Below are 12,829 nucleotides of genomic sequence, written 5' to 3' on the forward strand. Positions count from 1 at the left end.
CACGCACACGCGCGGCCCCACCCGTCACGGGTGGGGCGGCGCGTGCACGTGGAGCCGCGGATCTCAGCTCAGGTCGGACTCCAGGCGGGCGCGCGCGGTACCGTAGCGCGCGCGGAAGGCGCGGGCGGCGGCGTCGTCCGAGGACGGCTGCAGCTGCTTGCTCACCGCGCGGGGCCACTCGGGGAACGTGCCCGTGGCCACCCACGCGGCCTGCCGGGCCGCGCCGAGCGCCACGTACTCGTCCGACCGGGGGACGCTCACGGGCATGCCGAGGGTGTCCGGGAGAACGCCGCACAGGGCCTCGGACCTCGCGCCGCCGCCGATCAGCAGCACCCGGTGCACTTCCACGTCCACCCCGCGCAGGATGTCCAGGCAGTCAGCCAGGGAGTTCGCCACGGACAACACCGCCGCGCGCGCGAGGTTCTCGCGCGTCAGAGCAGCCCGTGTCATACCCTCCAGCCGCCCCGTGGCGCGGGGGAGGTTGGGGGTGCGCTCGCCGTCGAAGTACGGCAGCAGCGTGAGGCCCCCGGCGTCGGCGTCCCCGGCCGTGGCAAGGCGGGTGAACTCGTCCAGGTCCGCACCCAGCAGCTGCGCCGTGGACGTCATGACGCGGGCCGCGTTGATGGTGCACAGCAGCGGCAGGAAGCGCCCGGTGGCGTCCGCGAAACCGGCGGTCACGCCCGTGGGGTCGCGGGGCGGCTCCGGACTGCACCCGAACACGGTTCCGGAGGTTCCCACGGACACCACCACCTCGCCCTCGCCGAGTCCCAGCCCGAGTGCGGCGGCGGCGTTGTCTCCGGCTCCCGGGCCCACGACGACGCCCTCACCGCCGCCCCATTCCGGACGCAGCGTCCCTGCCACCCCACCGGGAGGGAGCACACGGGGCAGTTCGGGGACGGAACCGAAGTACTCGCGGAGCAGCTCGGGTCGATAGCCGGTGCCGGCGGCGTCGAAGTACCCCGTGCCGGAGGCGTCCGAGCGGTCCGTGACGAACTCCCCGCACAGCTGCAGGGTGAGCCAGTCGTGGGGGAGCATGACCCGGGCGACGCGCTCGGCGGCCGCGGGCTCGTTCTCCCGCAGCCACGCGAGCTTGGACAGCGTCATGGACGGGATGGGCGCCATGCCCACCCGCTCCATCCACCACCGGGTGCCGTGGTCCCGGACCATGCGCGTGGCCTGGGGCTCGCTGCGGACGTCGTTCCACAGCAGGGCGTCGAACACCGGCTCGCCGCGGTGGTCCACGGCCACCATGCCGTGCTGCTGACCGCCCACCGCAACGCCGATCACGTCCCGGCGCTGCGCCACGCCGGCCTCGCGCCACGCGGTGCGCAGGGCGGCCAGCCAGGCTCGGGGGGCCACGCTCGTGCCGTCCGGGTGGGGGGCGCTGGCCCGGGCCACCGTCTCACCGGAACCCGCGTCCACGACCACCACCTTGCAGGACTGGGTGGAGGAGTCGATGCCGACGACCGTGTTCATGGTGACCTTTCGGGAAAGAGCGGGTGGTGCCGCCCGGGAGGAGCCCGGTGCGGCGGTGGCCCACGACGCGTGGGTGGTCCTCACGCGGGGCGAGGTCAGGGTGTGCCGGGCGGCGCCGGTTGGTCGAGCAGGACCCGAAGCTCGTCGCGCAGCTCGGCATCGCACACGAGGTGGTCCACCAGGCCGCCGCGGACCGCGGCCAGCACGGCGGGGGCGCGGTCGGCGCCCGAGGCCACGGCGATCTTGCGGCGTGCGGCCCGGAGCTGCTCGACCCCGGCCGCCACGATCATCCCCGCCACGGGGGTGTCCAGCTCGCGGCCGTGTGCGTCGAGCAGGTGCCCCGAGATCTCGGCCACCGCCCCCGCCCGCTGCGCCGCCCGTGCGGCGTCCTCACTCACCCGGGACCACACGGTGGAGGAGTCGGGTGCCCAGCGGCCCACGGCCAGGACGGCGACGTCCAGGGAGCTGGCCCGCCGGAGGGTGACCTCGATCTCCACCGACTTCTTCAGCGATTCGGCTTGCTCCACCACCAGTGGCGCCCACAGTGGCCAGGCGGTGCGACTGTGCAGGTTCGCCAGCAGCCGGGGTGCTTCCCGCTCGCCGTCCTCCTCGGTGCTCAGGGCGCCGGCGAGCTGGATGACGTCGTTGTGGGGCAGCGCCGGCAGGTGCTGCACCGCGAGCTGCAGGGTGCGGGACCAGGAGATGCCCAGGACGTCCTCGTTCCGCAGCACCTGCATGATGTCGCGGGCGACTGCCCGGGCCAGCGCATCGCGCTCCGCGTTCCACTGGCTCGTTCCCACGGTGACGAGCCGTTGCACACCGACGGCTCGAGCGAGGGTGGCATCCGAGTCCTCGGGGGGCAGCGCGATCTCGATGCGCACCATGCCCGTGTCCTGGGCTTCCTGCAGCAGAGCGGCCACCTGGAAACGCGACAGGTTGCTCTTCTTCCCCAGGGCCACCTTGGAGACCCCCTCCACGAAGTGGGCGCGGGCCAGATCGGCCAGCAGCCGGTGGCGCTGTTCTGGGTCGGTCGGGGGCCAGGGAGAGCTGGTCGTCATGTGTCACCACATCCGGGGGGAGCAATCGAGGAGGGACGTATTGCCCGATCGATCTTATATGACTAGCATCACTTCACACCTGAGGAAAGCTGTTTTCTCATTTGAGAGCCACGAGTGGGTGCACAGGTCGACCGATGATTCGGGACCCCGGCGCACAGCGTGCCACGACGAGAAGGAACACCATGAGACGACGTTTCACGGGTCCGCCCCGAGAACCTGATCGCCCGCGATCCAGCGCGTTCGGGTGCACCCGCCCCCGCGGGTGGTGGAGCGCCGCGGGCGTGGCGGTCCTCACGGGGTTCACCCTCACGGGGTGCACCGCTGCGGCGGACGACGCCAAGGACCAGATCGTGGTGGCCATCGTGTCGAACCCGCAGATGCAGGACGCCATGAAGATGCAGGACGATTTCACCCGGGCCCACCCGGACGTGGACGTCAAATTCGTGTCCCTGCCGGAGAACGAGGCGCGCGCCAAGATCACGGCATCCGTGGCCACCGGGGGCGGCGAGTTCGACGTGGTGATGATCTCCAACTATGAAACCCCCATCTGGGCCGAGAACGGCTGGATCGAGGACCTGCAGCCGTACATCGAGCGCACCGACGGTTACGACGACCAGGACTTCATCGGTTCCATCCGGGCTTCCCTGAGCAAGGACGGGGACATGTATTCCGTTCCGTTCTACGGAGAGTCCTCGTTCCTGGTCTACAACAAGGAACTGTTCGAGAAGGCCGGGGTGCGGATGCCCGAGCATCCCACATGGCCCCAGGTGGCGGAAATGGCCGAGAAACTGGACGACCCGGACCACGGCGTGTCCGGCATCTGTCTGCGCGGCCTGGCCGGGTGGGGCGAGGTCATGGCTCCGCTGAGTACCGTCATGAACACGTACGGCGGCGGCTGGTTCGACGGGCGGTGGAACCCCACTCTGACCGCGCCCGAGACCAGGGCGGCGGTCACCGAGTACGTGGACCTGGTGCGCGACCACGGCCAGCCGGGCGCGGCCACGTCCGGGTACGGGGACTGCATCACCCGTTACAGCCAGGGCAACTCCGCCATGTGGTACGACGCCACGGCCATGGTCTCGGCAATAGAGGATCCCGCGTCCTCGCCGGTGGCGGGCAAGAGCGGCTACGCTCCGGCCCCTGTGATGAACACCGACGCCGCGGGGTGGCTCTACAGCTGGTCGCTCGCGATCCCCACCACCTCCGAGCACAAGGATGCCGCGTGGGACTTCGTCTCCTGGATGACGGACAAGGAGTACATCCGGAACGTGGGTGAGCGCTTCGGCTGGGAGCGGGTGCCACCGGGATCGCGGTACTCCACCTATCAGATCCCCGAGTACCGCAGAATCTCCAAGGCCTACGCCCAGCCCACGCTCCACGCCATGGACGGGGCTTCCCAGAAGACGTCCATGACCCACCCGGTGCCGTACGAGGGGTTGCAGTTCGTCTCCATCCCGGAGTTCCAGGACCTCGGGACCCGTGTGGGCCAGCAGGTCTCCTCCGCCATCGCCGGGACCAAGTCCGTGGACGAGGCCCTGGAGCAGTCCCAGGACTACGCCCAGCAGGTCGCGCGTACCTACCAGCGAGAAGGGCAGTGACCATGCCTGCATCCTCGACCCCCGCCCGTCAGCGTCCCGCCGGACGACGTCGTGACGCCAACCCCGCCGTGAGCCGCGGTGCGAGGAGCGACGCCCAGCGGCGGGACGCCTGGTCCCGGCGGCTGCCGCTGCTGCCAGCACTGGTCTTCACGGTCATCGCGACCCAGATCCCGTTCCTCATCACCATCTGGTACTCCCTGCGTTCGTGGAACCTCCTGAACCCGGCGTCCGACGTCTTCGTGGGACTGTCGAACTACGCGGCCATCTTCACGGACAGCACGTTCCGACAGGTGGCCTTGAACTCCGTGCTCTACACCCTCGGTTGCGTGGTCGCGGCCATGGTGCTGGGGACTCTCTTCGCACTCCTGCTGGACCGCACGTTCAGGGGCCAGGGGATCGTGCGCACCCTGCTCATCACCCCGTTCCTCATCATGCCGGTGGCCTCTGCCACACTGTGGGGCGTGTCCATGTTCAATCCCACGTTCGGACTCGTGAACTGGGTGCTCGGCCTCGTGGGCATCGAACCCCTGGACTGGACGTCCTCGTACCCGGTGCTCTCCATCCTGATCGCGCTGGTCTGGCAGTGGACGCCCTTCATGATGCTGCTGATCCTGGCCGGGTTGCAGTCCCAGCCCAAGGACGTGCTCGAGGCGGCACAGATGGACGGTGCTTCGCGGTTGCAGACGTTCCTGCACATCACGCTGCCGCACCTGCGGCGCTACCTGGAGCTGTCCGTCCTGCTGGGGGCGATCTACGTGGTCAACACGTTCGACCAGATCTATCTCATGACCGCGGGCGGCCCCGGTACCAGCAGCGCCAATCTTCCCTACTACATCTACCAGCGCGCGTTCTTGGGCTTCGACATCGGCCAAGCCGCCGCCATGGGTGTGGTGGTGGTCGTGGCCACCATCGTCATTGCCAACTTCGCCCTGCGTCTGATCTTCAAGGGCTTCATGAGCACGGAGCAGAACTGATGAGCACCACGGCAACCACCACCGCAGGACCCACCTCGCCGACGCGCGGTCGGGGCAGGTCCAGGCGCGTCCGCGAGGGGGGATCCGGGCTCGGCTCCGCGGCTCTCACCCTGTTCACCTGGCTGCTCGCGATCGGGTTCTTCATGCCTGTCCTGTGGCTCGTCCTGACCTCGTTCAAGCAGGAGTCCGACGCCGCCTCCAACCCGCCCACCTTCTTCTTCCGCCCCACGCTGGACCAGTACAGGGCGGTGTTCGAGGCCGGCGCGGGTGGATACTTCTGGAACTCCCTGGTGGCCACGGTGGTCTCCACCGTTCTGGTGATCCTGCTCGCCGTCCCCGCCGCCTACGCCGTGAGCATCCGGCCCGTGGCGAAGACCAAGGACGTCCTGTTCTTCTTCATCTCCACGAAGATGCTCCCCGTAGTCGCCGTGATCATGCCCATCTACGTGGTGGCGGGCCGGTTGAAGGTGCTGGACAACGTGTGGACCCTCGTGTTCCTGTACACGGCCATGAACCTCCCCCTGGCGGTCTGGATGATGCGGTCGTTCTTCCAGGAGGTCCCGCGCGAGGTCCTCGAGGCCGCACAGATCGACGGGGCGTCGCTGCTGACCACGATGCGCTCGATCCTGATTCCCATGGTGGCCCCGGGCATCGCATCCACGGCCCTGATCTGCGTGATCTTCGCGTGGAACGAATTCTTCTTCGCCCTGAACCTCACGGCCGCCGACGCCGCCACGGTGCCTCTCATGCTCGTCTCCACCATGACGAGCGAGGGCCTGTACCTGGCACGGTTGTCCGCGGCGAGTGTCCTGGCCTCCCTGCCCGTGGTGCTCGCCGGATGGATCGCGCAGAAGCAACTTGTGCGCGGTCTGTCCATGGGTGCCATCAAGTAGCCGGGCGTCCCAGGGCTCAGGGCGTGACGATGGCCTTGAGGGCTCCCTCTGAGGCCCCCGCGGTCAGGGCCGCGGGGACCTCGTCCAGTGTGTGGTGGGACGTGACGAGAAAGTCCAGGTCCACGGCGCCCGAGGCCGCCAGGGACACGGCCGTCGGCCAGGTGTTGGCATAGCGGAAGATGCCCGTCAGAAGGAGTTCCCGCTCCTGCAGCAGCGGCACCGGGACGCGCAACGTGTCCGAGCCCATGCCCACGAGCACCACTCGGGCCCTCGGCGCCAGGCGCTGCATGCCAGAGAGGACGGCGGCCTCGGCCCCGCTCGCGTCCAGCATCGCGGTGTACCCCGAACCCGGGAACGGACCGGTCACGTCCGGGGCGTCGGCCACGGTGAAAGTGTCCGTGGCGCCGTAGCAGCGGGCCTTCGCGAGCCGGTCCGCACGGGTGTCGGAGACGACCACGTCCACCGCCCCGGCGAGCCGCGCGCACCGGGCGATGAGCAGTCCCACAGGTCCAGCCCCGGTGACCAGGATCCTGTCCCCGAGTGTCACTGCGGCTGCCCGCACCGCGCTCACGGCCACGGACAGGGGCTCCAGCAGTGCGGCGGCGTCGTCGGAGAGGGAGTCCGGGACGGGGTGCGCAAACGCTGCCGGGTGCACCGCGTACTCACTGAACACGCCGTCCACCGGAGGGGTCGCGAAGAACCGAACGTCCGGGTCCAGGTTGTAGCTGCCGCTCAGTGTCTGGGCGGAGAAAGCCGTGGGCACCCCGGGTTCCAGGGACACCCGCTGGCCGGGATGCCGGTCGGAGACCTCCGGTCCCACGGCCACCACGACGCCCGAGGGTTCGTGGCCGAGAACCAGGGGCTGCTCCACCACGTGGTCGCCGATGCGTCCGTGCTCGTAGTAGTGCGTGTCCGAACCACACACGCCCACGGCGGCGATCCGCACGAGCACGTCGTGCGGACCGGGACGCGGAACGGGGCGGTGCTCCACACGGATCTCGCCCGGGGCTTTCAGCACACTGGCGCGCATGGTCGCCGGGACGGTGGCTTCTGGGTGGGTCACGGGGTGTCCTCCTCGGTGTGGCGCGTGGCGGTGCAGCGGCCCGCGCGCTCGCGGGCGGTGCGGGAGACGAACGAACGCCGCGTGAGAGTGATCTCATCACGCGGCGCTCGCGGTTGTGGGGCCTGCGGTCCCGGCGGGCGCAGGACTCAGTCCGGCAGCCGCAGCCCGGTGGCGGCGTCGAACAGGTGGGCGCGCTCGGGTGTGGGAGCCACCCACACGGTGGACTCGGCGCGGGGTGGGTTGCGCCCGTCCACCCTGATCACCAGGGGGTCGGCGGTGTCACCGAGACCTGCGCCAGGTGCCTCGTCCTCACTCTCGCCGTGCGTGGCGGCCACGGGGGTCACGTGCTGCTCCGTGTGGTGGTCGAGGTGCCCGTAGACGTAGGCGTCCGCACCGAGCTCCTCCACCACGTCGGCCACCACCGCGAGACCCTCGCCGTCCCGGGAGGCCACGAGATCCTCGGGGCGCACGCCCACGGTGACCTCGGGTCCGGTGAGGGCCTCACGGGCCGCAGCGCTCAACCGCCACGAGAGCGTCCCCAGCTCCACGGTGTCCTCGGGGGACACGGTGGTGCGGAAGAGGTTCATGGCGGGGGAGCCGATGAATCCGGCCACGAACTCGTTGGCCGGGCGGTCGTACAGCTCGCGTGGGGTGTCCACCTGCATGAGCCGCCCGTCCTTGAGCACGGCCACACGGTCGCCCATGGTCATGGCCTCGGTCTGGTCGTGGGTCACGTACACGGTGGTGACCCCGAGCCGGCGGGTGAGCGAGGCGATCTGCGTGCGGGTCTGCACGCGCAGCTTCGCGTCCAGGTTGGACAGGGGCTCGTCCATGAGGAACACCTGCGGGGAGCGCACGATGGCGCGTCCCATGGCCACACGCTGGCGCTGACCGCCGGACAGGGCCTTGGGCTTGCGGTCCAGGTACTCGGTGAGGTCCAGGATCCTGGCGGCCTCCTCGATGCGCTCGTTGCGCTCCGCCTCCGCCACCTTCGCGATCTTCAGGGCGAAGCCCATGTTCTCCCGCACGCTCATGTGCGGGTAGAGCGCGTAGTTCTGGAAGACCATGGCGATGTCCCGGTCCCGGGACGCGGTGTGCGTCACGTCCTCCCCGCCGATCCGGATGGCGCCCTCGCTGACCTCCTCGAGGCCCGCCAGCATCCGCAGGGTGGTGGACTTGCCGCACCCGGACGGCCCCACCAGGACCAGGAACTCGCCGTCGGCGATGTCCAGGTCCAGGTCCGAGACGGACGCGCGCTCGGCGCCCGGATAACGACAGGTCACGTGGTCGTACTGCACGCTCGACATGGCGGTCCTCTTTCCCGGCAGGCACGTGCCGGACGATCCGTAGGAGAGAAGGCACAAACGTGAGAGGCTCAGCTCTCAGATGTGAGCATATCGACTGTCTGTGACTTGAACCACCCCGGACGGCATCCCTGCGGGAATGCGACATCGGCCCGGTGGTCTCCCACCGGGCCGCCGGACGTCAAGCACCGGACCCGGGACCCGCACGGGCAGGGGCGACGGCGCCCGGTGGCCCCGCGGCGGCGGCGTCCGTCCGTGCCCGACAGGATCCCCGGCCGGCCGCGCGCTCAGCCGCGCGGGATGTTGCGCAGGTTGGAGCGTGCCATCGAGACGGCCTCGCCGGCACCGCGGTTGAGCACGATCCGGGACATGGCCGTGGCGAAGCCGAAGACCTGGTCCCTCTTGATCTCCGGGGGGATGGACAGGGCGTTCGGGTCCGTCAAGACCTCCACGAGCGAGGGGCCCTGGTGTGCCAGCGCGGACGTGAACGCGGACTCCAGGTCCTTGGGCTTCTCCACCCGGATGCCCTGGATGCCCACGGCGCGGGCGATCGCCGCGTAGTCCGCCTGGGGCACGTCCACGCCGAAGTCCGGCAGCCCGTCCACGAGCATTTCGAGCTTGACCATGCCGAGGGTGGAGTTGTTGAAGACCACCACGGTCACGGGCAGGTTGTAGGCGGCCAGGGTCAGCAACTCGCCCATGAGCATGGACAGCCCGCCGTCGCCGGAGACCGAGATCACCTGGCGGCCCGGCTCGGCCAGCTGCGCGCCGATGGCCTGGGGCAGGGCGTTGGCCATGGAGCCGTGCAGGTAGGAGCCCATGATCCGGCGGGTGCCCAGCGGGTTGATGTAGCGCGCGGTCCACACGTTGCACATGCCCGTGTCCGCGGTGAACACGGCGTCCCTCGCGGCCACCCGGTCCAGGATCGACGCCGCGTACTCCGGGTGGATCGGCGTCATCTTCTCGACCTTGCGGGTGTACGCCCCCACGGCCTTGTTCATGAGCTTGTCGTGCTTGGCCAGCGTCTTGTCCAGGAACGAGCGGTCCGTCTTGACCGTGAGCTCCGGCAGCAGCTTGAGGATCGTGGACCGCACGTCACCGTGCACCGGGATGTCCACGCCGGTGCGGCGCCCGATCACGGTGGGATCGGTGTCCACCTGGATGGTGGTGACGTCCGGGAGGAACTGGTCGTAGGGGAAGTCGGTGCCCAGCATGACCATCACGTCCGCGCCGTGCAGTCCCTCCGCCGCGGCACCGTAGCCCAGCAGCCCGGTCATGCCCACGTCGAACGGGTTGTCGTACTGGATTCGGTCCTTGCCGCGCAGCGAGTGGCCCACGGGCGCCTTGAGGGTGTCCGCCAGGGCGACGACCTCGTCGTGCGCACCGTCCACACCGATGCCCGCGAACAGGGCCACCTTCTCGGCCGAGTTCAGCACCTCGGCCACGCGCGCAATGGTCTCGTCGGAGGGGACGACGGCGCTCGCGTCCGGAACGGCGTACGGGCGGGCCTCGGCGACGGCCTCCGAGTCCGCGAGGTCACCGGGCAGCGTCACCACGGAGACGCCCGGGCTCGTGACGGCGAACTGGATCGCCGAGCTCACGACGCCGGGAGACTGCTGCGGGGTGCTCACCAGCTCGGAGTACACCGAGCACTCGGTGAACAGCCGGTCCGGGTGGGTCTCCTGGAAGTAGCCGGAGCCGATGTACTGGGAGGGGATGTGCGAGGCGATCGCCAGCACCGGGGCACCCGAGCGGTTGGCGTCGTACAGCCCGTTGATCAGGTGCAGGTTGCCGGGGCCGCACGAACCCGCGCACACCGCGAGCTTGCCGGTCAGCTGGGCCTCGGCGCTCGCGGCGAAGGCGCCCGCCTCCTCGTGGCGCACGTGGACCCAGTCGATCCCGCCCTTGGCGGAGCCGCCGGTGCGGCGCACGGCGTCCACGATGGGGTTGAGGCTGTCGCCCACCACGCCGTAGATGCGCTCCACCCCGGCGTCGACGAGCTGCTGGATGATCTGCTCTGCGAGCTTCACGCTGTCTCCTCGGATCAGGCGCCCGCTGCGGATCCTGGACACCGCGCGGGCACGACGACTGTTCTCACCCTCCACCCTAGCCGCGGGTGCTTTCGGGAGAAAAGGTTTGTGGGCAAGGAAACACGCGGCTGTGCCCCGCCTTACCACCGGGGCGGGCACGGACGAAGGACCCGGCCGCCCCTCGTGGGGAGACCGGGTCCTTCGTGCTGGTCCGCGCCGGGCGGCCCGGCGCTCAGCGCACGGTGCTCAGTGCTTGCCCGTCATGGTGGTGACGTCCAGGGCCTTGTCGAGCTGCTCCTCCGTGAGCTTCTCCCCGTCCACGTAGCCGAGCTCCACGGTGGCCTCGCGCACGGTGACCTTGTTGGCCACGGCGTGCTTGGCGATCTTCGCGGCGGCCTCGTAGCCGATGGCCTTGTTCAGCGGGGTCACGATCGAGGGGGAGGCCTCGGCCAGGAAGGTGCAGCGCTCCTCGTTGGCCTGCAGCCCGTCCACCATCTTCTCCGCGGCCACGCGGGAGGCGTTCGCGAGCAGGCGGATGGACTCGAGCAGGTTCGCGGCCATCACGGGGATGCCCACATTCAGCTCGAACGCGCCGTTGGTCGAGGACAGTGCCACCGTGGTGTCGTTGCCGATCACCTGGGCGGCCACCTGGATGGTGGCCTCGCAGATCACGGGGTTGACCTTGCCCGGCATGATCGAGGAGCCCGGCTGCAGGTCCGGGATGTGCAGCTCGCCCAGACCGGTGTTGGGCCCGGACCCCATCCAGCGGATGTCGTTCATGATCTTCATGTACGAGTACGCGATGTTGCGCAGCTGCCCGGAGGCCTCCACCAGACCGTCCCGGTTGGCCTGCGCCTCGAAGTGGTTGCGGGCCTCCGTGAGCGGCAGCCCGGTCTCCTCGGAGAGCAGCTCGATCACGCGTGCGGAGAAGCCGTCCGGGGTGTTGATGCCGGTGCCCACGGCGGTGCCGCCCAGCGGGACCTCCGCCACGCGCGGCAGGGAGGCGTCGATGCGTTCGATGCCGTAGCGCACCTGCGCCGCGTAGCCGCCGAACTCCTGGCCCAGGGTCACGGGAGTGGCGTCCATGAGGTGGGTGCGCCCGGACTTCACGATGTTCCCGAACTCCGCCGCCTTCTTCTCCAGAGAGGTGGCGAGCACGTCCATGGCGGGCTTGAGGTCGTTGATCAGGGCGTTCGTCACGGCCACGTGCACCGAGGTGGGGAACACGTCGTTGGAGGACTGCGAGGCGTTCACGTGGTCGTTCGGGTGGACCTCCACCCCGGCGGACTCGAGCGCGCGGGAGGCCAGCGTGGCCAGCACCTCGTTGGTGTTCATGTTCGAGGACGTTCCGGAACCCGTCTGGAACACGTCGATCGGGAACTCGGCGTCGTGGTCACCGGCGGCCACGGTGTCCGCGGCGTCGCGGATGGCTTGGGCGCGCTGGGCGTCGAGCACACCCAGCTCCTCGTTGGCGGTCGCGGCGGCCTTCTTCACCTGCGCGAGCGCCCTGATGTGCTCGCGCTCCAGGGTGGTGCCGGAGATGGGGAAGTTCTCCACGGCGCGCTGCGTCTGCGCGCGGTAGAGGGCGTTCCTGGGAACGCGCACCTCGCCCATGGTGTCGTGTTCGATGCGGTACTCGGTGTTTTCAGCCATGGCGCCCAGTTTAGGCGCACCCCGGCCCCTCCGCCCGCGGTGACGACGACGCCCGCTGGTCTCCATCCCCCGCCGCGTCGTGGTCCTGCGGGTCAGGCGTCCTGGAACCGGGGGTCGTTGCTGTAGACCAGTTCGGCCTTGCCGTCCGCGAGGTGGTAGAAGACGCCGATCACGGCGGCGTCGCCGCGGGTCACGGCGTCCGAGATGGCCGCGGAGTGGTCGAGCAGGCGGGCCGCGGTCTGCTTGGTGTGCTCCACCACCATGTCCTGCAGGTCGGCGTCGCCGGCGCGCTTGGCCTCCAGGACAGAGGGGGTGATCCGCTCCACGAGGTCCCGCTGGAACCCGCGGGGCAGCTCACCCGACTCCACGGAGTCCTTGGTGGCGGTCACGGCACCGCACGAGTCGTGGCCGAGCACCATGATCAGGGGAGTGCCCAGCACCTCGATCGCGTACTCGAGCGAGCCGAGCACGGCGTTGTCGATCACCTGGCCCGCGGTGCGGATCACGAAGGTGTCACCCAGGCCGAGGTCGAAGATGATCTCCGCGGCCAGGCGGGAGTCCGAGCACCCGAAGATCACGGCGAACGGCTTCTGGGACAGCGCGAGGTCCTTGCGCCGCTGCGCGTCCTGGTGCGGGTGCAGGGTGTTGCCGGCGATGAACCGGGCGTTGCCGTCCTGCAGGGCCCGCCACGCCTCCAGCGGGGTGTGGGGCGTGTGGTCCGCGGGGGTGGTCTGAGTGCTCACGCTGGAACTCCAAGTGTGCTCGGCGGGTGGGTTCGAC

Annotated in this window: 10 protein-coding genes; 3 read left to right on the plus strand and 7 right to left on the minus strand. The window is 69.8% G+C overall.

All coding sequences use genetic code 11. From position 1 onward, the window contains the following. Positions 1-63: 63 nt before the first annotated feature. Positions 64-1,476: a xylulokinase gene (xylB, locus tag C1C97_RS09805; protein WP_121031586.1), complete on the minus strand. Its 1,413-nt coding sequence runs from the start codon at positions 1,474-1,476 to the stop codon at positions 64-66. A 95-nt stretch (positions 1,477-1,571) separates the two neighbouring features. Next, on the minus strand, positions 1,572-2,534 hold the full coding sequence (locus tag C1C97_RS09810) for a sugar-binding transcriptional regulator (RefSeq protein ID WP_121031588.1): 963 nt from the start codon (positions 2,532-2,534) through the stop codon (positions 1,572-1,574). 281 nt (positions 2,535-2,815) lie between these two features. Between C1C97_RS09810 and C1C97_RS09815 the strand changes: the two genes are divergently transcribed. From C1C97_RS09815 to C1C97_RS09825, 3 genes are read left to right on the plus strand one after another with little or no spacing between them, the layout of a single operon-like run. Continuing rightward, a complete protein-coding gene (locus C1C97_RS09815; RefSeq protein ID WP_233542871.1) occupies positions 2,816-4,132 on the plus strand; it encodes an ABC transporter substrate-binding protein in 1,317 nt (438 codons plus the stop codon). A 2-nt stretch (positions 4,133-4,134) separates the two neighbouring features. Beyond that, positions 4,135-5,106 carry a carbohydrate ABC transporter permease gene (locus C1C97_RS09820; protein WP_110920090.1) on the plus strand — a complete coding sequence of 324 codons (972 nt, stop codon included), beginning with the start codon at positions 4,135-4,137 and terminating at the stop codon, positions 5,104-5,106. Continuing rightward, positions 5,106-5,999, plus strand: a complete 894-nt coding sequence (locus C1C97_RS09825; RefSeq protein WP_110920080.1) for a carbohydrate ABC transporter permease — start codon at positions 5,106-5,108, stop codon at positions 5,997-5,999. The genes C1C97_RS09820 and C1C97_RS09825 overlap by 1 nt, the downstream gene beginning before the upstream one ends. Before the next feature lie 16 nt (positions 6,000-6,015). Here C1C97_RS09825 and C1C97_RS09830 read toward each other — a convergent pair whose 3' ends face one another. The 5 genes from C1C97_RS09830 to C1C97_RS09850 form a co-directional block, all read right to left on the minus strand. Continuing rightward, positions 6,016-7,029 carry an NAD(P)-dependent alcohol dehydrogenase gene (locus tag C1C97_RS09830; protein ID WP_121031690.1) on the minus strand — a complete coding sequence of 338 codons (1,014 nt, stop codon included), beginning with the start codon at positions 7,027-7,029 and terminating at the stop codon, positions 6,016-6,018. A gap of 179 nt (positions 7,030-7,208) precedes the next feature. Beyond that, positions 7,209-8,369: an ABC transporter ATP-binding protein gene (locus C1C97_RS09835; protein WP_121031592.1), complete on the minus strand. Its 1,161-nt coding sequence runs from the start codon at positions 8,367-8,369 to the stop codon at positions 7,209-7,211. A gap of 284 nt (positions 8,370-8,653) precedes the next feature. Then, on the minus strand, positions 8,654-10,396 hold the full coding sequence (locus C1C97_RS09840) for a pyruvate dehydrogenase (protein WP_121031594.1): 1,743 nt from the start codon (positions 10,394-10,396) through the stop codon (positions 8,654-8,656). Between the two features lie 246 nt (positions 10,397-10,642). After that, on the minus strand, positions 10,643-12,049 hold the full coding sequence (locus C1C97_RS09845) for a class II fumarate hydratase (RefSeq protein ID WP_121031596.1): 1,407 nt from the start codon (positions 12,047-12,049) through the stop codon (positions 10,643-10,645). A 92-nt stretch (positions 12,050-12,141) separates the two neighbouring features. Beyond that, positions 12,142-12,792: a carbonic anhydrase gene (locus tag C1C97_RS09850; protein ID WP_110920084.1), complete on the minus strand. Its 651-nt coding sequence runs from the start codon at positions 12,790-12,792 to the stop codon at positions 12,142-12,144. Between the last annotated feature and the right edge of the window lie 37 nt (positions 12,793-12,829).

Origin of the sequence: Kocuria tytonis, from assembly GCF_003226895.2 — a bacterium.
GTDB classification, from domain to species: domain Bacteria; phylum Actinomycetota; class Actinomycetes; order Actinomycetales; family Micrococcaceae; genus Kocuria; species Kocuria tytonis.